Genomic DNA, 22,217 nt, shown 5'->3' with positions numbered 1-22,217 from the left:
AGATCTGCAACAAAATCAGATCTTCACGTTTTTTATAGTTTTGTTATTTTTTCAGTATAGAGTGCAGGGCACCGTGCACATCCGAATAATGGAACTGGTAATCGTGACTCTTCAATTTTTGAGGGTAGACGGCCTGACCATTCAGCACGAGTGTGCTCATTTCTCCTAATGTTTTACTTATAACGACGGCGGGCACATGACACCAGTGCGGTCGCTCGAGAACTTCTCCAAGCGTTCGTAGAAAGTCTTCATTACGTTTGGGAGTAGGAGCGGTTACATTGAGAGCGTTTTCGATGGAACTGTTATGAACGGCTTCATCAATGGCTCCGACCACGTCATCAATATGCACCCACGACATCCATTGCTCTCCGTTGCCGAGTCTGCCACCGACAAAATATTTATAAGGAAGTTTCATGAGGGGCAGTACTCCTTCTGTACCCAGAATCAACCCGAAGCGGGCATACACTGTGCGGACTCCTTTCAGTTTCGCCTGACTGGCAGTCGCTTCCCAGTCTTTGGTGACACTGGCGAGGAAACCATTCCCCGGTTCTTCCGTGTTTTCCGTGAATGACTTATATACGGAGGTACCGTAGAAACCTACCGCGGAGCCGTTCACGAGTACATCCGGAGTCTTGTCGAGGTTTTCGATAAGAGAGAGTACTCCGTTCGTTGCGTCAATCCGGCTTTGTCTTATGAGCTGTTTCCTTTCGGGAGTCCATCTGCCTCCGGCGAGAGAGGCGCCTGCAAGGTTAATGATGGCGTCTACGTTCTGTAACTGATTTTCGGGAGTATACTCCTCTTTCAGCCAGCCTACATAACGGACGTTTTCCCCGTCTTCATGATTTTCCGGGTGTCTCGTTAAAATGGATACGTGATCCCCTTTTGACGTGAAGTGTTCAGTCAGGTGCTGACCTACAAATCCTGTGCCTCCGGCAATAACTATGTTCATCTGTGAATCCTCCTTATATGCTATGATATGATTACCCTCAGAGAGGAGACGGTGCTATGCCTGTCATCAGTAAAATTTCTGTTCAACAGAAAAATAAAGGACGCTTCAACATCTTTTTTAAAAAGACAGATGAAGAAGAGTTTGGTTTCGGTGTAAGTGAAGATATCCTTATTCAATATAATCTTCACAAAGGAATGGAATTAAGCGAAGAAGATATTAAGCAGTTGAAAAATAAAGATGAACTACATAAGTCTTATACCCGTGCTATCCATTATTTAAGCTACCGTATGCGATCCGAAAAAGAAATGTACGACTATCTTATCGATAAAGAAGTGACAGAAGAAGATGCAAGAGATGTCATCAACCGTCTTTATAAAGAAAATTTGCTGGATGATGAAGCCTTCGCCAAAAGTTACGTGCAGAGTAAAATAGCCACTTCGAGTAAGGGGCCTGTTGTTTTAAAACAGGAACTCTCCAAAAAAGGTGTAGCCGAAGACTATAGGCTGAGTGCACTTGAACAGTATTCGTTCGAGGACCAGTATGAAAAAGCTCTGAAGTTCGGAATGAAAAAAGTGAACGACACTTCAAAGAAATCTTTTCAGCAGAAGCTTCAGACAGCAAAGCAGTCCATGATGCAAAAAGGATTTACCCAGGATGTAATTCAGGAAGTAGCGGCCCGTCTGGCCGAAGAGAAAGAGGATTCCTCCGAACGTACGGCACTTGAACTTCAGGGAGAGAAGGCTATCCGTAAATACGAAAAGAAAGCAGAAGGATTTGAACTGAAGCAGAAAGTCATGGCTTCTCTGTATCGTAAAGGTTTCTCAGGGGATCTGATCAGGGAATTTCTCGAGGAAAAAGGGTATTGACTGGTGCAGATCGGGACGTTCCGGCCGGTCCTCCTCCATTCTTTTTCTTGTAAAGTTCGGAGGCAGTCGTTACGATGAATAAGGAGAAATGACTAAGATGAATGAAAAAATGGGGGATACTTATGGGGAGCCCGGTTACTGTGCAGAAAACATTGAATAATAATGTAGTCATCGCGGATCACCCTTCGTTCAAAGAAGTGATCCTTATCGGGAAAGGTATCGGGTTCAATCGAAAGCCCGGCGACTGTATCGAGCCGGAAATCGCCGAGAAGACGTTCCTTCTCAGAGATCCCGAGCAAAAGGAGCAGTACGTTAATCTGATGTCGCACGTGAATGAAGAACTTATTCCTTTAATGAGTGATATACTTCTGCACGTGGGGGAGAGAATGGAAGAACCCCTGCATGAGCACATTCACGTTGCGTTGACCGATCACCTGGCATTCGTTTTCCACAGGACTCAAAACGCCCTTGACTTCCAGAACCCGTTCCTTTCAGAAATAGAAACGCTTTATCCGAAGGAATACCAGATTGCCCTAGAAGTCGTTACGATGATTTATGACCGGACCGGTGTCCAATTTCCTGCCGGGGAAGTCGGTTTTATTGCTCTGCATATCCACAGTGGGGTCACGGATAAATCATTAAGGGAAATTAATAAACACAATCAGCTGATTACTCAGCTGATAGAATTCATAGAAAATCAGCTCGAACTGAACATAAACAGAAAGAGTATCGATTATCACAGGCTGGTCCAGCATTTACACCGGGCCATCCACCGCGTGCATACCGGGGAGACTGCAGGGAGCCAGACAAATCTTGATAAAATGTTGAAAGCTGAATACCCTTCGTGCTACAATATTGCTTGGAAATTGATTAAAGTAATGCAGCAACAGCTGAATAAAACCGTAGATGAAGCGGAAGCCGTATATTTAACGATTCATCTTCATCGACTCACTCAAAAATAAAGTACGTGTTACTGACACGATCAGGCATGAGTATGAAATGTGAGTAGCTAACGGGATACTTGTATCCTTTTGACTGCTGACGTTCGTGCTCATGTCTTTTTTAACGGTTTTTTTGAAAACGGTTCATCTGCGGGGGGGTTATTTTCTGTTGCGCAGGGAAAAGGAGGAAACATTTATGTTTAAAAATGCATTTGGCACATTGCAAAAAGTTGGTAAATCCCTGATGCTTCCGGTAGCGTTGCTTCCGGCAGCCGGTATACTTCTTGCTTTTGGGACAAGCTTTGCCCAGGAGCAGTTCACCGATCTCGTTCCACTGTTTGAACACCCGTGGATACAGCTGGTTCTTTCACTGATGGAAGAAGCCGGGGGGATAGTTTTTGATAACCTGCCCCTGTTATTTGCTGTCGGGGTAGCTATCGGGCTCGCTGGAGGTGACGGGGTAGCAGGTCTTGCTGCCATCATCGGATATTTGATTATGAACGTCACCATGGGAGTGCTCGGGGACGTAACGCCTGAAATGGCCGGTAACAGCCCTGCGTATGCCGAAGTTCTCGGTACTCCTACACTGCAGACCGGGGTCTTTGGCGGTATTATCGTAGGGATATGGGCCTCTTATCTTTATAAGAAGTATTACAACATAGAACTTCCGCAATTCCTCGGGTTCTTTGCCGGGAAACGGTTTGTACCGATTATTACAGCCTTTACGTCTCTTGCTCTCGGTATTCTGATGTACTTCGTCTGGCCGTACGCTCAGTCAGGGCTGAACGCATTCTCCCAGTTCATGCTTGAGTCGAACCAGACGCTGGCTGCATTCATTTTCGGAGTTGCGGAACGTTCGCTTATTCCATTCGGACTTCACCATATTTTCTACTCTCCGTTCTGGTTCGAGTTCGGTTCCTACACGAATGCTGCCGGAGAAATCGTACGCGGCGACCAGACGATTTTCTTTGCCCAGCTTCGTGACGAGGTAGAGTTCACAGCAGGGACGTTCATGGTCGGGAAGTTTCCGTTCATGATGTTCGGACTGCCGGCGGCAGCGCTTGCTATTTACCACACAGCACGCCCTGAACGTAAAAAGATTGTCGGGGGTATCATGTTCTCCGCAGCTCTTACTTCCTTCCTTACTGGTATTACAGAACCGATCGAGTTTTCGTTTCTTTTCGTAGCACCGCTGTTGTTCGCGATCCACGCGGTGTTCGCCGGTCTTTCCTTTATGGTTATGGAGATTCTCGGTGTAAAAATTGGAATGACGTTCTCCGGGGGGCTGATCGATTTTATTATCTTCGGTGTCATTCCGAACCGTACTGACTGGTGGTGGGTCATCATCGTAGGACTTGTCTTCTCGGTCATTTACTACTTCGGGTTCCGCTGGGCTATCCTCAAGTTCAACCTGGCAACACCGGGACGTGAGAAAGAAGGAGAAGACCAGGACGAGGAAACAGGAGAAGTGGACGACAAACCGTACGAAATACTTCAGGCGATGGGTGGACAGGAAAATATTGATAACCTTGATGCCTGTATTACGAGACTCCGTGTTTCCGTACACGATAAGAGTAATGTGAACAAGGATCGTCTGAAAAAGCTCGGTGCTTCCGGTGTAATGGAAGTAGGAAATAACATCCAGGCTATCTACGGACCCGTGTCCGATTCTCTTCGCGGCCAGATGCAGGATATCATCGATGGTAAAACGCCGCGTAAACAGGAAAAACCGAAGCAGGATGCAGCTGTCGATACGGAACTTCATGTAACGGAAGACATCGATTTTGTAAGCCCGATGCAGGGTGAACTGGTACCATTGACTGATGTGCCGGATCAGGTGTTTTCCGGTAAAATGATGGGGGACGGTTTTGCGATCGATCCGGAAGAGGGGACTATCGTTTCTCCGATTAACGGAAAAGTAGTGAATGTCTTCCCGACGAAACACGCGTTAGGCCTTGTAACAGAGGACGGAGTGGAAATACTGATTCACATAGGGATAGACACAGTGAAGTTGAACGGAGAAGGCTTTACCGCACACGTCGGCGAAGGAGATGAAGTGAAACAGGGACAGAAACTTATGGACGTGGACTTAGCGTACCTGAAAGAACACGCACCTTCCGTTGTAACCCCGATTATCTTCACGAATCTTAATGAGAATCAGTATGTGGACTTACAGACCACAGGCAAAATCAGCACCGAACAGACGAATATCATTAAAATAAAAGAGTAATAAGGAGAGATTTTCAATGGAAAAAAGAGACATGAAAGTGACAGCTTCCGAAGGAGTACATGCAAGGCCCGCTACCTCCCTGGTACAGGTGGCAGGAAAATACGAATCGGATATAAACCTTGAGTATAACGGGAAATCGGTTAACATGAAATCGATTATGGGCGTAATGTCTCTCGGTATCCCGAGCGGCTCGGAAATCACATTTTCCGCTGAAGGCTCTGATGAAAAAGAAGCAGTGGAAGCCATTGCCCAAAAAGCGAAAGAAGAAGGGCTTGGCGAGTAACTTATCTGCCGGGGACAGATGAAAGCAGCACGACAGGCAGGAAGCATAGTACACGCACAAAAACCGGGCTCTTATGTCCGGTTTTTGTTTTTTGCAGTATATAGAGAGCGAAAGAACGTACGAATAAGTCATAAGCCTCTCTTCCTCTCCACCGTGGAGTGTGAAGTACAGAAATAGAAAAAGCGGATGGTATAAATATGCCATCCGCTTTTTCTATTTCACACAGAACATTCAGTTTTTCAGTGTTCCCGTTTTACCTGTATTTTTTCTGCAGAGAGGCGGGCTATTATACCTTTATTTCAGGACGCCGGTCATCCTGTTCGAAGATGATCTTTGCCACCTCTTCCGGGGTTTTTAATTTACCCGGATCGGCTACGTGAGTCGAACCGTCCCAGAAAGGAGTGTTCATTCCGCCCATGTAGACAGCTGTAGCGTCGATCAGTTTGTCTCCCCATTCTTTATGCAGACTTTCGGTAAAGCCGCGTACGGCAAACTTACTGGCACAGTAGACGCTTTCATTTACCTTCCCTTTCAATCCGGCTGTAGAGATAATGTTCAGTACACGACCTCCTGAGAGTTCAAGCCTGGGCTGTGCTACCTGAGTGAACAGAATGGTTCCTTTTACATTAGTATCGAGCATGGCGTCGATGTCTTCTTTTCCGTAACTCTCCAGTTCCCCGAACAGTCCGACGCCCGCGTTGTTAATGAGAAGGTCCACCTTGTCCGTCTGCTTCAGCATTTCTTCGATAGAAGCGGCTTCTGTAACGTCACAGACGACTGACTCTGCTTTTCCCCCCTGCTCTATGATTTCACGTTTGGTGCTTCTGAGTTTCCCTTCGTTCCGGCCGGTGAGGTAAACCATACATCCGGAGGCGGCATACTGTCTGGCCAGAGCTTTACCCAGGCCGCTTCCTGCTCCTGTAATGATAACGGTATCCATAATGACTTCCTTTCCTGATAGTTTGTTCTTATTCCTATTGTCTTCTTTAAATGTTAAAATGTAAATGGAAAAAAGTGAAGGAGAGGTTTACCTTGGAACGTCGATACAGTGAATACACGTATGAAGAACTGCGCCGGGAAGTCGGCGAATTGACTGAAAAAGCAAGAAAAGCGGAACAGTTCGGTATGGTAAATGAATACGCGGTACATCAGCGTAAAATAACTATGGCTCAGGCGTATATGCTGAATCCGAAGGACTTCAAAAAAGGCGAAACGTACGAAATAGAGGGGGACCCTTCCCATACTTTCTATATCGTATACATTAACGGTGTATTCGCCTGGGGATTCCGTAAAGACCAGCACGGGAATTACGTGGAGAAAAAAGAAGAAGAGCGTATTACGGGAGAACCGGAAGAAGCTCTCCCTATTTCCATGCTCGGAGCCAGGGTCGGTACCGATGAGTAGCCATCATCACGCTCAGAAAGAGCTTATTAAAGAATTGCAACGGAAGAATGGCAGTCTATCCGAAGAAGAGGCGAGAAAGTGGATCGAACTGCTCTGGGAGGACTTCGAAGCTACCCGGGCGAAAGCGGGAAGGAAATACAGGGGAAGCGAAATGACTGAACAGATTGTAAGACAGTGGGTGACCCATTACGGAGCACATCTCGATGAATTCATAGCTACCAATCCCAAGTTCAATAAATATTTCGGAGAATAAAAAGAACCACGCTGATAAAAGCGTGGTTCAACTTTCGCCGGGGCTCAGTTTGTCCTGAAGTTTTTCCTCGGAGAACACCCATCCTGTGTAGGAATCAAGAATCTCAAGATCTTCTCCGTGTTCGTCATCGATCTGTACGATAGCCACGAATGGATAGCGTCCATTATGACGATAGCGGAGATCCGTGAATCGAAGCTCGGTATATTCATCGTGATAGTTGATGTCGTAACGATATACCGGAGAGAAAGATAGAAAAGCTTTGATATTATGGTCTTCAAGTGCTTTTTCGACTATCGGGTCCCGGGTGTTGATCGGTTTATTGACGAATTCATCGAGAATCGTTATTTGTCCGTTTTCGGCATGGCCTACATAGTACCTCGACGGGGTAGTGATTACGATTCTCCAGATGTTTTGTTTGATGGTCGGAAAAGTTACAATCTGTTCGATGTCCTCGAAGTTCTCTTTAATAAGCTTCACCATCTCCCGTTTGTCGAAGTAACGCTTAACGTAATAGAGAGCAAGGATGAAATAAATGATGAGCCATAGATAGGCAGGGTTTGCTCCTGCTACCCAGGCGACAATTCCGGCTACGTGAAAGTAGAAAATATACGGGTCGAATGTATTAATGAAGCCGTAGGCGACCCACCTTTTGGTAAAGGGGCGGTAAGCCTGGGTTCCGTACGCGTTGAACACATCGACGAAGACGTGGAATATGACTGCCGCAAAAGTCCACATCCAAAGGTGAAGGGTGTTCACCTCCGGGTAAAACAGGTGGAGGATTCCCGTGAGCAGCAGCCCCCACAATACGACGGCAGGCATCGAATGGGTGATGCCCCGATGGTTTCTGATATATTTTGCGTTATTTTTAAGTTTCAAAACAGTATCGAAGTCAGGGGCCTGGGAACCTGCAAGGGTGCCTATAAGGACAGCCTGGCCAAGAGCCGGGTCTTCGGCGACGACAGGGTCGATGGTGGCAAGCCCCCCGAGTGCTATTCCCATGACTACGTGCGTAGCTGTATCCATGTGTATTCCCCCTTTTCCCGATTCTCTAAATGTATAATGTATCACGAAGGAAGTGTTAATTTGAAGAGAGAAGAGCTGGCCCTGGAGATAGTCAAAGACTTCCCGGCAGAAGATTTCCGGCAAAATTTGATTGAATGGTTTAAAAAAGAACAGCGTACCCTTCCGTGGCGGGAAAACCAGGACCCTTACCGTGTATGGGTCTCAGAGATCATGCTCCAGCAGACGAAAGTGGAGACGGTGATTCCTTATTATGAAAATTTTCTCCGTCAATTCCCTACGCTGGAAGACCTGGCCTCCGCAGACGAGCAGGAAGTATTAAAAGCCTGGGAGGGTCTAGGTTACTATTCCCGTGCACGAAATTTGCAAACTGCGGTAAAAGAGGTAGTGGCGGAGTACGACTCCAAAGTACCGGATACAGTCCGGGAAATAGGCTCTCTCCAAGGGGTGGGGCCGTACACGCAAGGGGCAATCCTCAGTATCGCTTACGACCTCCCGGTACCGGCCGTGGACGGGAATGTTATGAGAGTATTATCCCGGATTCTTCTGGTAGATGAAGATATAGCGAAACAGTCGACGAGGAAACTGTTTGAAGCGCTGGTCTCCTCCCTTATTTCATCCGAAGATCCGAGCTCTTTCAATCAGGGTTTGATGGAACTGGGGGCTATCGTGTGTACCCCAAAATCCCCCTCCTGCCTTTTGTGTCCGGTTCAGGATCACTGCCGCGCTTTTCATAAAGGGATTGAAAATGAATTGCCGGTGAAGTCCTCCAAAAAGACACAAAAAACAATTCGCTATCGCACGTACATAGCAGAAAACGAGGACGGGGAAATACTTATAGAAAAACGGCCCGGCAAAGGGCTTTTGGCTAACCTGTGGCAATACCCGATGGTCCTGGAGGAGGAGGCGGAGAAAGGTCGGCTTGACGGTTTGAAAATCGAAGAAAAAGGGATGGTCGATCGGATTAAGCACACATTTTCCCACCTCATCTGGGAAATGGAAGTGCACCGTGTGAAAGTCATCTCCGGTACGTTTAACGGAGAACAGGGGAAATTCGTGTCGAAAAATGAGCTTACTGTCTATCCGTTTCCGGTCTCCCACCAGAAAATCCATCCTTACATCCGGTGAAAGACCTGGAAAACAAAGAGCATGAGGACAGGCGGGAGCAGTCATCCACCGGCGGAAATGAAGAGGAAGAAAAGCGAATTTGGGGCGGAGAAGGCTGGTTTTCATTAAGGTAAATGAAGTGAAATGTTTTCAATTGGCAGGTATCCCCGTTATAATTGGTAGAAGTGAACGCAGTTAAGAAAGGGGTGGAATTCGTATGTCCAGCCCATCGCCTGGCAAGCGAATCAAAATTCAAAGTTATAAACACAATGGAAAACTGCACAGAATCTGGAACAGTACTACGATTTTAAAAGGGACGGAGACTGTACTGATCGGTGCGAATGACCGTACGACCGTAACGGAAAGCGACGGGAGATCGTGGATGACAAGGGAACCGGCGATCTGTTACTTTCACACGAAATACTGGTTCAATGTCATCGGAATGTTGAGGGCAGACGGAGTGCATTATTACTGTAACATTAGCTCTCCTTTTATTTACGAAGACGAAATGATCAAATATATCGATTATGATCTGGATGTTAAAGTCTTCCCCGATATGACTTATAAACTGCTGGATGAAGACGAATATAAACTTCACCGCAGACAGATGAACTACCCGCACGTTCTTGACCGGATTCTGTACAACAATGTAGATATTCTGGTCCGCTGGATACATCAGCGTAAAGGTCCTTTTGCTCCGGAATTCATAGATCAGTGGTACGAACGGTATTTAACGTATAGGTAGATTGGGAAGAGCGCACTTTAATAGTGCGCTCACTTATTTTGATAGTAGAAAGAAGGTACATTCTGTATGGATACCATTAAGAGGTATATGTATTTTGTAACTCCATATAAATGGAAAATCGTCTTTACGATTATGATCGGCGTCGTTAAATTCGGAATTCCTTTACTGTTGCCGCTTATTTCGAAGTACGTAATCGACAACATCATCGGCAGTGAATCCATGGCCCAGTCCGAGAAAGTGGATCAGCTTCTCTGGATTATCGGAGGGGCCCTGTTCCTCTTCGTCGTAGTTCGTCCACCGGTGGAATATTTACGCCAGTACTATGCTCAGTGGATCGGCAGTAATATTTTATATGATATCCGTGACTATTTATTCGATCACATTCAGCGACTGAGTCTCAGATATTACTCGAAGACAAAATCGGGAGAAATCATTTCCCGGGTAATACACGACGTGGAGCAGACGAAAAACTTTGTAATTACAGGACTCATGAATATATGGCTTGATATGGTAACGATTCTCATTGCCGTAATCATCATGCTTACGATGAACGTATGGCTGACACTTGTAGCCATAGCTCTGTTTCCTCTGTACGGGTTCGCCGTGAAATATTTCTATTCACGCTTACGCACTCTTACCCGTGAGCGGTCCCAGGCTCTTGCAGAAGTCCAGGGACACTTGCACGAGCGGGTGCAGGGAGTACCGGTCACCCGGAGTTTCGCTCTTGAAGACTACGAACAGAAACAGTTCGATGAGAAAAACTCCAACTTCCTGACTAAGGCGATCCGTCATACGAACTGGAACGCTTATACGTATTCCGTGACGTTTACGATTACGGACCTTGCTCCCCTTCTTCTTATAGGGGTGGCGGGTTATCTCGTGATCGGCGGTTCTGTCACCGTGGGTACGATGGTGGCTTTTGTCGGTTATATGGATCAGGTTTACGGACCGCTCCGGCGGCTTGTGAACTCAGCTACCGTTCTGACACAGTCCATCGCTTCCATGGACCGGGTCTTTGAGTTCATCGACGAACCTTACGATATCAAAGACAAAAAAGGTGCCCGGAAATTGACGGCTCTGGACGGTAAAGTGACGTTCGACAACGTCTCTTTCAGTTACGAACAGGAAGAACAGGAAGTTCTGAAGAATGTTACTCTTCATGTCGATCAGGGAGAGACGATTGCCCTCGTAGGAATGAGCGGGGGAGGGAAATCGACCCTTATCAGTCTGATTCCCCGCTTCTATGATGTAACCGGCGGCCGTATTCTGGTAGACGATACGGACGTCAGGGACGTAGAAGTCCGTTCGTTAAGGGATCAGATAGGTATGGTTCTTCAGGACAACACTTTATTCAGTGAATCGGTAGCCATGAATATTAAGATGGGGAATCCGAATGCAACAGATGAACAGATGATGGAAGCGGCCCGTGCAGCCAATGCACATGAATTCATCACCGGGCTTCCTTACGGGTACGAGACCCTGGTCGGAGAGAGAGGCGTCAAGCTCTCCGGCGGACAAAAACAGCGGATAGCCATTGCCAGGGTGTTCCTGAAGAACCCTTCTCTTCTCATCCTGGACGAAGCTACTTCCGCACTGGATCTTGAAAGCGAAAGTCTGATTCAGTCTGCACTGGAACGACTGGCTTCGGCACGCACCACTTTTATCGTTGCCCACCGGCTTTCCACGATTACCCACGCCGACCGCATAGTGCTGATCGAAAACGGTCATATTGTGGAGAGTGGCAGACACGACGAACTTATGGCCAAAAGAGGTCACTATTACAATCTTTATCAGGTTCAGGAACTGGACGATGTACCATTATCCTGAAGAATGGATGCCAGCCTGCAAAACTCCGGTTTTGCAGGCTTTTTTGTATATAGTCCCCGGTCTTTATACCATCTGACCTCAGGAATATCACTATCTGACTCGTTTTTTCTTTCAAATTGTCAGTCGGTCGGACAATAGTTTGAACGAATACTGAAAGTTTTTGAAAAGAGACCGATAGTAAGAGTAAAGCTGCTTCGGTACCGGTTTAATAAAAATAGATAGTAGAGCACTTTTATAAGTGAAGCAACGAGTGTGATCGGTATATTAAAAAAAGAAGGGAACATATTATGGAGAACACGGGTAATTACATTACAGAGCTTGTGCTGCTTTCGGTCAGTATAGCAGTATTCGCTTCTTACACTTCTCTGTTGATCGCTCAGCGTATGCTGCAGAACTCGAGCGGAAAACAGCGTACACTGTGGGCAGTGACGGGGAGTATAGTATTTGGCAGCGGGGTATGGTCCATGCATTTCGTGGCGATGCTGGCGTTTGATATGAATATGGTGGTTACCTACAACCCCTATCTTCTTTCATTAAGTATTATTAGTGCTGTATTGGCAAGTTTTGGAGCTTTTTTTGCGATAAACAGATTCTCAGGAGATTGGCGTTTTCTGTTTTTCGCCTCTCCTTTTTTAGCTGTGGGCGTACTCTCCATGCACTATGTGGGGGGGAGGCTATGCAGATGAACGCAGAAATCATTTACGACAGGGGATTGGTTACTCTCTCGGCTCTTATCGCTTTCGGAGCCTCTACTGCTGCTCTTTATATCTTTTCTTTACAGGAGAAGAACGATTCAAAAAACAATATTCTGGTTATGGGAGGAAGTTCAGTGCTGATGGGAACGGCTATTTCAGGGATGCACTATACAGGGATGGCTTCGGCCACTTATGAGATGAAGGAACCGCTCGGAGAACCGGCAGCGGAGGCAGCGATTAACCAGGGGGTTCTCGGATACTTTATCGGAGTCATCTTCCTGGTAATCCTTTTCTGTCTGGTAATTGTCATTTACTACAATAGAAAAATGGAAGATGCGCATAAAAATTACTCCCTGAGCAGTAAAATCCATAAATCTATTATTAAGTCCGCCAACGATGCTATTATCATAACCGATAAAGAGGGGACGATACTCAGTTGGAATAAAGCTGCGGAGAAGATATTCGGATATACTTCGGAGGAGATTATAAAGCAGCCTCTTACCACTATAATGCCCGAAAAGTATCGTACAGCTCATGAAAGAGGATTGGCGGAGTATTTAAACACGCGAAAGAAAACTGTGACCAATCAGACTGTACAACTTGAGGGGCTGCATAAAACGGAAGGTGTCTTTCCTGTCGAGTTGTCTCTGTCAGCTGTGCATGAACAGAGAGACGTCTATTTCACGGGCATTATAAGGGATATATCAGAACGTGTGTCGCATGAGAAAAGAATCAGCGAGCTGGTTTACAAAGACGATCTTACAAAGTTGCCGAACCGGAGAATGCTGCACGATCATCTCTCCATGTCTCTTCAACAAGCAGCTAAAAATAACACCAGTGTCAGCATATTATTTCTGGATCTTAACCGTTTCAAGAGTATCAATGATCTGTACGGTCATAACATGGGAGATGAACTGCTGAAAAGTCTGACGGAACGCTTGAAGACACTTCTGCCTTTAGAAGCTATACTTTCCAGAAACAGCGGTGATGAATTTATTATCGTGTACCCCGAAGCCACTTCCTACCAGGTAAGCAGCTTTACGAGGAACATTGCACAGGCGCTTGGAAGTCCGTTCTTATTAAGAGAGTTTAAAATTTACACTTCTCTTGCCATAGGGGTCAGTACATATCCGGAGGACGGGGAAATAGCAGACGAACTGATTAAAAACGCCGATATGGCAATGTATCAGGCTAAGAAGAAAGGCGATAATATCGCGTGCTTTTTCACGGAATCGATGAATGAAGAGGTTTCCAGAAAGACGCTGCTGGAAATCGGTTTGCAGCAGGCTCATGAAAGTGGGGAGCTGACTCTTTATTATCAGCCTCAGGTGAATACGAATACGGGTGAAGTCATCGGGATGGAAGCTTTGCTCAGGTGGGAACACTCTGAACTTGGAAGAATTTCACCGGCGGAATTCATACCTCTTGCAGAAGAATCGAAGTTGATCATCCCTATCGGGGAATGGGTACTTAAAGAGGCTTGTAAACAATTCAGGGAGTGGCTGGACGAAGGGTACGAACTCGGGCACGTTGCGGTGAATATTTCGTCGGTGCAGTTTCAAAACCGCGAATTGCCCGAAGTCATCGGGAAGATACTGGAAGAGACACAGCTGCCGCCCGAGTATGTAGAGCTTGAGATTACCGAAAGTGTCGTCCAGAATACGAAAGAGGCCATTCCTATTATGAAAGAACTGAAACAGATGGGTGTAAAGCTTTCGCTGGATGACTTCGGCACCGGTTACTCCTCCCTGAAGTATTTGAAAGATTTTCCTCTGGACACTTTGAAGATAGACAAATCGTTCATTCAGACAGTACACGAAAGTGAAAAAGACCAGGCGGTTATCGATACTATCATCAAAATGGGGAATCGTTTAGCTTTGAACGTAATAGCGGAAGGTGTGGAGACCTCAGGGCAACTGGACTACCTGAAGGAGAGGCAATGTCTGTACTATCAGGGGTTCCTGTTCAGTAAACCGATTTCCAAGGAAGACGTACAGAGACTTTTATTTAAAGGAAGAGTCAGCTGAGGGTGTCAGGAATGTATGAGCATTAAGAAAAGGAAGCCCGCGGGCTTCCTTTTTTATTTGAGTCCTGTCTGGATGTATTCGTTCTGGGAGTTTTTCTGATAGCTTTTCAGCAAACGCTTCAGTTTCTCCAGCTGGTAGTGATACTCCATCAACTGAGAAGCCAGAGGAAGAAAAATGAGCCTATCTTTGTCATACCCGTGTTCATACTCGTTCATAAGCCGATCGACAATCAGTGGAATGTCAGGCGTTTCCACCCGGCGAAGTGCCTGCTTGTGTGTCTGTTTGATTCTGCCTTTCAGGCTCAGGATCAGTTTTTCGTGGGCATTGACGAGTTTGTCGAGTTCATAGACGAGAGCATCCTGAAACTCTTCGGGTATGTGCTCGATTTTATTTTCCAGCCGATGGAAAGCCTTCAGGACATCGAAGGACTTCTTCGTAGTTGTAATCAGCTGGCGGAATACAACTAGTTTCCGGCCTTTAGCGAATCCTTTTCCTTTTAAATAGGTTCTTTCTTCAGAATAAAGAAGGTACGTGTGATCCAGTCTTCGTATTTCATCCTGAATACGCGTAGTCTCATATTTAAGTGCCGGTTCGTCGGATAACTTTCTTGTGGTTACTCTGATCCACTGTAAAATGTCACGGGTGGACTCATCAATACTGGCGAACAATTTCGTTTCGTATTTAGGAGGAAGGAAGACCAGATTTATAATGAAAGCCGTAAAAATCCCGAAAAACATCGAAGCGATTCGTGAAGTCGCGAAAGGCAGGAAGGTCAGGTCTGTCGAATCCATAAGGGCAACTACGGCTACTACGGCAAGAGAGACCGTATTTTCGTTCATTTTCATTCCCGTAGTGATCCCGATTGAAACGATAATGGCAAACGCTACGACGAACGGGTCGTTGCCCAGCGTGAAAACGGTCAGAACTGCAATCAGTGCCCCAATCAGATTACCCTGGACCTGCTCGATGATGGACTGATAAGAACGAAAAATAGAAGGCTGCAGTGAAAATATTACGGCAATAGCTGCAAGTAAAGGTGAGAGAAAGTCGAACATATTTCCTACATATAAGGCTATGGCCACAGCCAGCCCGGTTTTGACCATTCTTGCTCCCAGTTTCAAGTCACATCATCCTTTAGTTTGAAAAATAAGCGTCAGGGCATTCTCGAACTCGGGCTACCCTGAACGCGGAAGAAAAAGGTAAGGCTCTTCCTTTACTTATTGTAAATGTTTTCGCTTTGTTTGACGATTAATTATCACTATTTTTCTCCTGTCATTTCTGCGAACGTGCTGTCGACAGCTTCCAGAGTTATGCGAATGTCCTCTTCTGTATGGGCAGTGGTTAAAAACCATGCTTCAAACTTGGAAGGAGCCAGGTTTATACCTTTTTCGAGCATGCTGTGGAAAAATGAAGCGAATTTTTCGCCGTCGGTATTTTCGGCATCCTCATAATTTTCTACAGGGTGGTCTGTAAAATATACGGTCAATGCTCCTCCGAGCCTGTTAATCTGTACAGGTATACCGTGAGAGGAAGCCCGCTCCGCAATACCCTTTTCGAGCTGCGCCCCCAGATTGTCGAGATGGTCATAGACACCCGGTTTTTCCAGCACTTCGAGACAGGCGATGCCCGCTGCCATGGAAGCAGGATTTCCGGCCATTGTACCAGCCTGGTAAGCGGGGCCGAGCGGGGCTACCTGTTCCATAATATCGACGCGCCCCCCGTAGGCACCGATAGGGAGACCGCCACCGATGATTTTCCCCATTGCGGTCATGTCAGGTTCCACCCCTACAAGATTTTGTGCACTTCCGTAGTTGAAACGGAACGCGGTGATCACCTCATCATAGATTACGAGTCCCCCTGTTTCGTGAGTAAGGTCGTTCACCTGCTCAAGGAACCCTTCTTTCGGAGTGACGATTCCGAAGTTGCCGACGATCGGTTCCACGAGTACGGCTGCGATTTCGTCACCGAACCGTTTCAACGCTTCCTTCAGCGGGGCGATCTCGTTGAAAGGTACGGTAATGACGTCTTCGGCTATAGAGGCAGGAATCCCTGCTGAATCGGGAGTGCCGAGTGTCGCCGGCCCCGATCCCGCTGCTACGAGCACAAGGTCGGAGTGGCCGTGATAGCATCCTGAGAATTTTATGATTTTATTTCTTCCGGTGTAAGCACGGGCTACCCGGATAGTGGTCATCACTGCTTCTGTGCCTGAGTTTACGAACCTCACTTTATCAAGGGAGGGGATAGCACTCTTGATCTTTTTCGCAAATTCATTTTCGAGGGAAGTAGGTGTGCCGTATAAGACACCGTTTTCTGCGGCAGTTTTTATGGCACTGGTTATATGCGGATGGGCGTGCCCGGTGATAATAGGGCCGTAAGCACCAAGAAAATCAATGTATTCATTATCATCCACATCTATAAAACGTGATCCTTCCCCTTTTTTCATGTAAACAGGCGTGCCGCCGCCCACCCCTTTGTAGGCACGGGAAGGGGAATTGACTCCTCCGACGATATGTTCTTCTGCTTCTTTGAATAACGTTTCTGACGTATGTATATTCAACTATACTACCTCCATTCTTCGGTTTTTCTTTAAGTAGTTTATCATATGGAGACAGATAAGAGCGATCATGAGAGGTGGAAGTGGAAGATAGATGATAATTTAGAAATATTGGAAGTTTTTGATACTTTCCTTTAAAGTAGAAAGTAAGATAATAAGATGAAGGAGGAATCGTAATGAATTTAGAAAAAGGAACTCAGGCGCCCGAGTTTACACTTCCAGCAAACAATGGAAAGGATGTGTCCCTGAAAGATTACGCAGGAAAGAATGTCGTGCTTTATTTTTACCCGAAAGATATGACTCCCGGGTGTACCAGTGAAGCCTGTGATTTCCGTGACAATCACCAGAGCTTTAAAGAACTTGATACCGTAATCCTCGGTGTGAGCGCAGACCCTGTGGACTCCCACGAGAAGTTCATAGACAAATATGATCTTCCGTTTCTGCTTCTGGCCGATGAGAACTTTGATGTTGCCGAAAAATACGGGGCACTCAAAGTGCAGGGGAGCGCAGGTGACGAAAAATACGGAATGGAACGTTCCACATTTATCATCGATAAAGACGGTGTTCTGCAGGAAGAGTTCCGTCAGGTTAAAGTGGAAGGTCATGTGGAAGAAGCTTTAAGCTACATTAAAGAAAATCTGGAATCTTAATTTCAGACCCGTGATCAGGAATAAGGAGGAAACAGACAATGAAGGTGCTTTCGGTTTTGAAAAACGTTCCCGAGGATCTGCAGCAGTGGCTTGATGAAAAGTATCCCTCCCTCGAATTCAGATACTGCCATGGTATGAAAGAGGGAGAGCCTTTTCTGGAAGAGGCGGATATTCTCGTTACATATGGAGAAGATCTCGATAAGGAGAAGATAGAGAAGGCGGTAAATCTGAAATGGATTATGGTGATGTCTGCCGGTATGGACCGGATGCCTTTCGAAGCCATCCGGGAAAGAGGGGTTCTTGTAACGAACGTAAGAGGTATCCACGCTCAGCCTATGGCTGAATATGCAATAGGTATGTTTTTGCAGAATGCGAAACGAATGAAGGAACTTCATCTGCAGGAGAAGGAGTCCAGGTGGAATCGAAGGCTTGAATTTCAGGAAATGAATGGTCATACCATGACTCTTCTGGGTACAGGGGCTATCGCTTCTGAAACTGCACGTCTCGCGAAATGTTTTAATATGAAAACGGTAGGAGTATCGAGATCCGGAGAGGCGAAGAAGCATTTTGACGAAGTGTTTCGTATAGATCAGCTTACGGAAGCTCTGGAAACGGGGGACTATGTAACTGCTGTTCTCCCGAGCACTGAAGAAACGCGGGGACTGCTCCGGAAAGAACATTTCGAAGCCATGCCTGCCCATGCCGTTTTCCTTAATATGGGGAGAGGAGAGCTGGTTTCCACGGACGTTCTTCTCGAGGCTGTACAGGAGGGGCTCATTTCTCATGCCATTCTTGATGTGATGGAAGAGGAACCGCTTCCTGCGGAACATGCTCTCTGGAGAGAAGAGAATATTACGGTCACCCCGCATATCTCGGGAATCACCTCCCGTTATTTGCCGAGAGGTTTTGAAATTTTTGACAGAAACATTAAAGCTTACATTGAAAATGAGACGATGGAAAACGTGATTGATTTAGAAAGGGGTTATTGAGATGAGGATTTATACAAGGTCCGGTGACAAGGGTAAAACTTCACTTATACACGGGGACAGGGTGCCGAAAAGTCATGAACGGGTGGAAGCTTACGGCACGTGTGATGAAGCGAATTCCGTAATTGGAGTTGCCATCAGTTATTTAAGGAAAGAGGATTTCACCGGCAGAGATAAAATGCTTGAAGAGATGAACAGAATTCAGACTATCCTTTTTCATGTCGGAGCAGAACTTGCGACACCGAAAGGGAAAGAAGTTTTCTGGCAGCTAAAAAAAGAACACGTCAATGAGCTGGAGGCACTCATCGACCAGTGGGATGAAGATCTTCCTGATTTGAAGAACTTCATTCTCCCTACAGGAGTGGAAGCGGCTGCCCATCTCCACATGGCCCGTACTGTCGTGCGTCGTGCAGAAAGGTATGCTTCTGCGCTTGAAGAGGAACTCAATAATCCGCTTGCTGTCAGTTACTTGAACAGGCTGTCGGATTTATTGTTCGTGGCAGCGAGATATGTTAACCATACGCTCGAAGGAACAGAAACTAACCTGAATCCTGATGTATAAGGACAAAGCAAAAGATTGACAGGGGGAGAGGAACAGAGTTACACTATTTATAAAGATTATTATTTGATAATTTTATAGTTAGTTATTTCTGTTTAGAAAGCGAGGTGCATGACGGTGTCTGATTATAGACTTCAAGGTGCGATTGATACATTGAAAGAGTCAGGAGTTCGTATTACCCCTCAGCGTCATGCGGTACTTGAGTTCCTCGTCCAGTCGATGAGCCATCCTACTGCTGATGATATATATAAGGCCTTAGAACACAAATTTCCGAACATGAGCGTAGCCACTGTCTACAATAACCTTCGTGTCCTTAAGGAAATCGGACTTGTGAGGGAGCTTACTTACGGGGATTCTTCGAGCCGGTTTGATTGTAATACTACGGATCACTACCATGCTATTTGTGAGTCGTGTGGTAAGATCGTGGACTTTCATTATCCAAGCCTGGATGAGGTGGAATCACTGGCGGAACAGGTGACGGGTTTCAATGTAAGTCACCATCGCATGGAAGTGTACGGAACGTGTCCCGAGTGCCGGGCGCAGACAGCTCATTAGGATCTTCTTTGGCAGCAAAGAAGATCTTTTTTTATACAGCGATCATTATTGATAACCACAAAAAAGCTCCCGGCAGTGTCGTATAAACACCGCCGGAAGCTTTTTTAGTTTTTCTTAATGGGGTCCGTTCCTGAATAATCACTGTTCGGTTTTTCTTTTCTTCGAATTGTAGCTTTCGTCGAATTCTTCACCTTCAAGTTCAGGGTCCATTGTCAGCGGCTGATCACAGTGCATACAGGCATCGACACGTCCGAGCATCTTTGTCTGTTTCCCGCAGGAGGGGCAGATGATGGGGACAGCCTTCGTGGAAATCATGCCTATCCAGAAATACACTAACGTACTGAAAAGAATAGCGATCATTCCGAGTATCATGGCTACTACCATCAACCAGGCTATGTCTTTGAAGAGAAGACCGACGTACATGATAGCGAAACCGATGAAAATTAATGATAAAGCGAACGTACGGATTTTATTTATTTTGTTGCTGTATTTCAGTGCCATGAATTCACCTTCTTTCTATATGGATTATTGTATCACAGGAGAGAGACTTCATAGAAAGAGAAAGGCAACTGTTATAAAAACGTCAATCTTTCGACAAGGTTGTTTTAAAGCAGGACAGTCAGGTCGGAGAAAATAAAATAAAAAATCAGGGAAAATCATTGACGTTTATATTCAGCTCGTGATACATTGTTAATCGTCGCGTTAAGGAAAACACATCGCGAAGAGCAACAAAAACAATAAATCATATTTGATTATTGACGGATGTCAGCAGATGTGATATATTAATTAAGTCGCTGTTTTGAGGCGACGTTGTAATGGATCTTTGAAAACTGAACAATGTTTTATGCCATGCGTCAATTTTTTGAACGAATTATGATTGAGCTAATCAATCTCTTTTATGGAGAGTTTGATCCTGGCTCAGGACGAACGCTGGCGGCGTGCCTAATACATGCAAGTCGAGCGCGGGAAGCGAGCTGAAGCCCTTCGGGGCGGACGCTCGTGGAACGAGCGGCGGACGGGTGAGTAACACGTGGGCAACCTGCCTGTAAGACCGGAATAACCCCGGGAAACCGGGGCTAATGCCGGATAACCCAACGGTTCTCCTGAACCGATGGTAAAAGGATGGCTTCTTGCTATCGCTTACAGATGGGCCCGCGGCGCATTAGCTGGTTGGTGAGGTAACGGCTCACCAAGGCGACGATGCGTAGCCGACCTGAGAGGGTGATCGGCCACACTGGGACTGAGACACGGCCCAGACTCCTACGGGAGGCAGCAGTAGGGAATCTTCCGCAATGGACGAAAGTCTGACGGAGCAACGCCGCGTGAATGATGAAGGTCTTCGGATCGTAAAATTCTGTTGTGAGGGAAGAACAAGGACCGTGCGAACAGAGCGGTCCCTTGACGGTACCTCACGAGGAAGCCCCGGCTAACTACGTGCCAGCAGCCGCGGTAATACGTAGGGGGCAAGCGTTGTCCGGAATTATTGGGCGTAAAGGGCACGCAGGCGGTTCCTTAAGTCTGATGTGAAAGCCCGTGGCTCAACCACGGATGGCCATTGGAAACTGGGGAACTTGAGAACTGAAGAGGAGAGTGGAATTCCACGTGTAGCGGTGAAATGCGTAGATATGTGGAGGAACACCAGTGGCGAAGGCGACTCTCTGGTCGGTTTCTGACGCTGAGGTGCGAAAGCGTGGGTAGCAAACAGGATTAGATACCCTGGTAGTCCACGCCGTAAACGCTGAGTGCTAGGTGTTAGGGGGCTTCCACCCCTTAGTGCTGAAGTTAACGCATTAAGCACTCCGCCTGGGGAGTACGGCCGCAAGGCTGAAACTCAAAGGAATTGACGGGGGCCCGCACAAGCGGTGGAGCATGTGGTTTAATTCGAAGCAACGCGAAGAACCTTACCAGGTCTTGACATCCTTGGCTACTTCCAGAGATGGAAGGTTCCCTTCGGGGACCAAGTGACAGGTGGTGCATGGTTGTCGTCAGCTCGTGTCGTGAGATGTTGGGTTAAGTCCCGCAACGAGCGCAACCCCTAATCTTAGTTGCCAGCATTCAGTTGGGCACTCTAAGGTGACTGCCGGTGACAAACCGGAGGAAGGCGGGGATGACGTCAAATCATCATGCCCCTTATGACCTGGGCTACACACGTGCTACAATGGATGGGACAAACGGAAGCGAACCCGCGAGGGGTAGCCAATCCGAGAAACCCATTCTCAGTTCGGATTGCAGGCTGCAACTCGCCTGCATGAAGCCGGAATCGCTAGTAATCGCAGATCAGCATGCTGCGGTGAATACGTTCCCGGGCCTTGTACACACCGCCCGTCACACCACGAGAGTTGGCAACACCCGAAGCCGGTGAGGTAACCTTTACAGGAGCCAGCCGTCGAAGGTGGGGCCAATGATTGGGGTGAAGTCGTAACAAGGTAGCCGTATCGGAAGGTGCGGCTGGATCACCTCCTTTCTAAGGATAGGAACGGGTCTTTCCCCTTACGGGAAGGATCCGCACGAACCGGGCGCTCTTATGGAGCGCTCCGGCGCATGGCTAAAACATGTTCAGTTTTGA

Annotated in this window: 21 protein-coding genes and 1 rRNA gene; 16 read left to right on the top strand and 6 right to left on the bottom strand. The window is 46.7% G+C overall.

Annotated elements, in window-relative coordinates:
• Positions 1 to 43: 43 nt before the first annotated feature.
• A complete protein-coding gene (locus AAV35_RS10125; protein ID WP_008588495.1) occupies positions 44 to 949 on the bottom strand; it encodes a TIGR01777 family oxidoreductase in 906 nt (301 codons plus the stop codon).
• 56 nt (positions 950 to 1,005) lie between these two features.
• On the opposite strand from AAV35_RS10125, the gene recX reads away from it, so the two are divergent.
• From recX to AAV35_RS10105, 4 genes are all read left to right on the top strand, one after another.
• The gene (recX, locus tag AAV35_RS10120; RefSeq protein ID WP_008588498.1) at positions 1,006 to 1,815 is read left to right on the top strand and encodes a recombination regulator RecX; all 810 of its coding nucleotides are present in this window, start codon (positions 1,006 to 1,008) and stop codon (positions 1,813 to 1,815) included.
• A 122-nt stretch (positions 1,816 to 1,937) separates the two neighbouring features.
• Complete coding sequence (gene glcT, locus AAV35_RS10115) at positions 1,938 to 2,777, top strand: glucose PTS transporter transcription antiterminator GlcT (protein ID WP_040609167.1); 840 nt, start codon at positions 1,938 to 1,940, stop codon at positions 2,775 to 2,777.
• A gap of 175 nt (positions 2,778 to 2,952) precedes the next feature.
• On the top strand, positions 2,953 to 4,986 hold the full coding sequence (gene ptsG, locus AAV35_RS10110; protein WP_008588502.1) for a glucose-specific PTS transporter subunit IIBC: 2,034 nt from the start codon (positions 2,953 to 2,955) through the stop codon (positions 4,984 to 4,986).
• Positions 4,987 to 5,002: 16 nt separating this feature from the next.
• A complete protein-coding gene (locus AAV35_RS10105) occupies positions 5,003 to 5,269 on the top strand; it encodes a phosphocarrier protein HPr (RefSeq protein WP_008588505.1) in 267 nt (88 codons plus the stop codon).
• Between the two features lie 286 nt (positions 5,270 to 5,555).
• Here AAV35_RS10105 and AAV35_RS10100 read toward each other — a convergent pair whose 3' ends face one another.
• A complete protein-coding gene (locus AAV35_RS10100) occupies positions 5,556 to 6,209 on the bottom strand; it encodes an SDR family NAD(P)-dependent oxidoreductase (RefSeq protein WP_008588506.1) in 654 nt (217 codons plus the stop codon).
• Between the two features lie 92 nt (positions 6,210 to 6,301).
• Between AAV35_RS10100 and AAV35_RS10095 the strand changes: the two genes are divergently transcribed.
• A complete protein-coding gene (locus tag AAV35_RS10095; RefSeq protein ID WP_008588508.1) occupies positions 6,302 to 6,673 on the top strand; it encodes a YfhH family protein in 372 nt (123 codons plus the stop codon).
• Complete coding sequence (locus AAV35_RS10090; RefSeq protein ID WP_008588510.1) at positions 6,666 to 6,926, top strand: YfhJ family protein; 261 nt, start codon at positions 6,666 to 6,668, stop codon at positions 6,924 to 6,926. The genes AAV35_RS10095 and AAV35_RS10090 overlap by 8 nt, the downstream gene beginning before the upstream one ends.
• Before the next feature lie 27 nt (positions 6,927 to 6,953).
• Here AAV35_RS10090 and AAV35_RS10085 read toward each other — a convergent pair whose 3' ends face one another.
• Positions 6,954 to 7,949 carry a metal-dependent hydrolase gene (locus AAV35_RS10085; RefSeq protein WP_008588512.1) on the bottom strand — a complete coding sequence of 332 codons (996 nt, stop codon included), beginning with the start codon at positions 7,947 to 7,949 and terminating at the stop codon, positions 6,954 to 6,956.
• Between the two features lie 60 nt (positions 7,950 to 8,009).
• Between AAV35_RS10085 and mutY the strand changes: the two genes are divergently transcribed.
• The 5 genes from mutY to AAV35_RS10060 all read left to right on the top strand — a co-directional run bounded on the left by mutY (position 8,010) and on the right by AAV35_RS10060 (position 14,347).
• On the top strand, positions 8,010 to 9,074 hold the full coding sequence (mutY, locus tag AAV35_RS10080) for an A/G-specific adenine glycosylase (protein ID WP_008588514.1): 1,065 nt from the start codon (positions 8,010 to 8,012) through the stop codon (positions 9,072 to 9,074).
• A 196-nt stretch (positions 9,075 to 9,270) separates the two neighbouring features.
• Positions 9,271 to 9,798, top strand: a complete 528-nt coding sequence (gene ntdP / locus AAV35_RS10075) for a nucleoside tri-diphosphate phosphatase (RefSeq protein ID WP_008588516.1) — start codon at positions 9,271 to 9,273, stop codon at positions 9,796 to 9,798.
• A 66-nt stretch (positions 9,799 to 9,864) separates the two neighbouring features.
• Positions 9,865 to 11,625, top strand: coding sequence for an ABC transporter ATP-binding protein (locus AAV35_RS10070; RefSeq protein ID WP_008588518.1), 1,761 nt, complete (start codon positions 9,865 to 9,867; stop codon positions 11,623 to 11,625).
• A gap of 287 nt (positions 11,626 to 11,912) precedes the next feature.
• The gene (locus AAV35_RS10065) at positions 11,913 to 12,311 is read left to right on the top strand and encodes an MHYT domain-containing protein (RefSeq protein WP_008588520.1); all 399 of its coding nucleotides are present in this window, start codon (positions 11,913 to 11,915) and stop codon (positions 12,309 to 12,311) included.
• Positions 12,308 to 14,347 carry a bifunctional diguanylate cyclase/phosphodiesterase gene (locus AAV35_RS10060; protein WP_008588522.1) on the top strand — a complete coding sequence of 680 codons (2,040 nt, stop codon included), beginning with the start codon at positions 12,308 to 12,310 and terminating at the stop codon, positions 14,345 to 14,347. Before AAV35_RS10065 ends, AAV35_RS10060 begins: the two co-directional genes overlap by 4 nt.
• Before the next feature lie 53 nt (positions 14,348 to 14,400).
• Here the strand turns inward: AAV35_RS10060 and AAV35_RS10055 are convergent, their stop codons facing one another.
• Together AAV35_RS10055 and AAV35_RS10050 are read right to left on the bottom strand one after the other, a co-directional pair.
• Entirely contained in the window at positions 14,401 to 15,468 is a 1,068-nt protein-coding gene (locus AAV35_RS10055; RefSeq protein WP_008588523.1) for an FUSC family protein, read from the bottom strand.
• Positions 15,469 to 15,605: 137 nt separating this feature from the next.
• On the bottom strand, positions 15,606 to 16,904 hold the full coding sequence (locus AAV35_RS10050) for a glutamate-1-semialdehyde 2,1-aminomutase (RefSeq protein ID WP_008588525.1): 1,299 nt from the start codon (positions 16,902 to 16,904) through the stop codon (positions 15,606 to 15,608).
• 173 nt (positions 16,905 to 17,077) lie between these two features.
• Between AAV35_RS10050 and bcp the strand changes: the two genes are divergently transcribed.
• From bcp to perR, 4 genes are all read left to right on the top strand, one after another.
• Entirely contained in the window at positions 17,078 to 17,551 is a 474-nt protein-coding gene (bcp, locus tag AAV35_RS10045; protein WP_008588527.1) for a thioredoxin-dependent thiol peroxidase, read from the top strand.
• A 38-nt stretch (positions 17,552 to 17,589) separates the two neighbouring features.
• Complete coding sequence (locus tag AAV35_RS10040) at positions 17,590 to 18,540, top strand: D-2-hydroxyacid dehydrogenase (RefSeq protein WP_008588529.1); 951 nt, start codon at positions 17,590 to 17,592, stop codon at positions 18,538 to 18,540.
• A gap of 1 nt (position 18,541) precedes the next feature.
• Positions 18,542 to 19,099, top strand: coding sequence for a cob(I)yrinic acid a,c-diamide adenosyltransferase (locus AAV35_RS10035; protein WP_008588532.1), 558 nt, complete (start codon positions 18,542 to 18,544; stop codon positions 19,097 to 19,099).
• A gap of 108 nt (positions 19,100 to 19,207) precedes the next feature.
• Positions 19,208 to 19,651, top strand: coding sequence for a peroxide-responsive transcriptional repressor PerR (gene perR, locus AAV35_RS10030; RefSeq protein ID WP_040609129.1), 444 nt, complete (start codon positions 19,208 to 19,210; stop codon positions 19,649 to 19,651).
• A gap of 138 nt (positions 19,652 to 19,789) precedes the next feature.
• Here the strand turns inward: perR and AAV35_RS10025 are convergent, their stop codons facing one another.
• Positions 19,790 to 20,152, bottom strand: a complete 363-nt coding sequence (locus AAV35_RS10025) for a YgzB family protein (RefSeq protein WP_008588534.1) — start codon at positions 20,150 to 20,152, stop codon at positions 19,790 to 19,792.
• A gap of 394 nt (positions 20,153 to 20,546) precedes the next feature.
• On the opposite strand from AAV35_RS10025, the gene AAV35_RS10020 reads away from it, so the two are divergent.
• A 16S ribosomal RNA gene (locus AAV35_RS10020) occupies positions 20,547 to 22,115 on the top strand.
• Positions 22,116 to 22,217: the final 102 nt, after the last annotated feature.

The organism is Salimicrobium jeotgali, from assembly GCF_001685435.2.
Taxonomy (GTDB): Bacteria; Bacillota; Bacilli; order Bacillales; family Halobacillaceae; genus Salimicrobium; species Salimicrobium album.
This window is presented reverse-complemented; position numbering and strand designations above follow the sequence as displayed.

What these genes read in the sequence shown, in the direction of transcription:
- AAV35_RS10065 (WP_008588520.1), top strand. Translation starts at nt 11,913, where the DNA reads ATGGAGAACACGGGTAATTACATTACAGAGCTTGTGCTGCTTTCGGTC.
- AAV35_RS10105 (WP_008588505.1), top strand. Translation starts at nt 5,003, where the DNA reads ATGGAAAAAAGAGACATGAAAGTGACAGCTTCCGAAGGAGTACATGCA.
- AAV35_RS10040 (WP_008588529.1), top strand. Translation starts at nt 17,590, where the DNA reads ATGAAGGTGCTTTCGGTTTTGAAAAACGTTCCCGAGGATCTGCAGCAG.
- glcT (WP_040609167.1), top strand. Translation starts at nt 1,938, where the DNA reads ATGGGGAGCCCGGTTACTGTGCAGAAAACATTGAATAATAATGTAGTC.
- AAV35_RS10070 (WP_008588518.1), top strand. Translation starts at nt 9,865, where the DNA reads ATGGATACCATTAAGAGGTATATGTATTTTGTAACTCCATATAAATGG.
- ntdP (WP_008588516.1), top strand. Translation starts at nt 9,271, where the DNA reads ATGTCCAGCCCATCGCCTGGCAAGCGAATCAAAATTCAAAGTTATAAA.
- bcp (WP_008588527.1), top strand. Translation starts at nt 17,078, where the DNA reads ATGAATTTAGAAAAAGGAACTCAGGCGCCCGAGTTTACACTTCCAGCA.
- recX (WP_008588498.1), top strand. Translation starts at nt 1,006, where the DNA reads ATGCCTGTCATCAGTAAAATTTCTGTTCAACAGAAAAATAAAGGACGC.
- AAV35_RS10085 (WP_008588512.1), bottom strand. Translation starts at nt 7,949, where the DNA reads ATGGATACAGCTACGCACGTAGTCATGGGAATAGCACTCGGGGGGCTT.
- AAV35_RS10125 (WP_008588495.1), bottom strand. Translation starts at nt 949, where the DNA reads ATGAACATAGTTATTGCCGGAGGCACAGGATTTGTAGGTCAGCACCTG.
- AAV35_RS10090 (WP_008588510.1), top strand. Translation starts at nt 6,666, where the DNA reads ATGAGTAGCCATCATCACGCTCAGAAAGAGCTTATTAAAGAATTGCAA.
- AAV35_RS10035 (WP_008588532.1), top strand. Translation starts at nt 18,542, where the DNA reads ATGAGGATTTATACAAGGTCCGGTGACAAGGGTAAAACTTCACTTATA.
- perR (WP_040609129.1), top strand. Translation starts at nt 19,208, where the DNA reads ATGACGGTGTCTGATTATAGACTTCAAGGTGCGATTGATACATTGAAA.
- AAV35_RS10025 (WP_008588534.1), bottom strand. Translation starts at nt 20,152, where the DNA reads ATGGCACTGAAATACAGCAACAAAATAAATAAAATCCGTACGTTCGCT.
- ptsG (WP_008588502.1), top strand. Translation starts at nt 2,953, where the DNA reads ATGTTTAAAAATGCATTTGGCACATTGCAAAAAGTTGGTAAATCCCTG.
- AAV35_RS10060 (WP_008588522.1), top strand. Translation starts at nt 12,308, where the DNA reads ATGAACGCAGAAATCATTTACGACAGGGGATTGGTTACTCTCTCGGCT.
- AAV35_RS10100 (WP_008588506.1), bottom strand. Translation starts at nt 6,209, where the DNA reads ATGGATACCGTTATCATTACAGGAGCAGGAAGCGGCCTGGGTAAAGCT.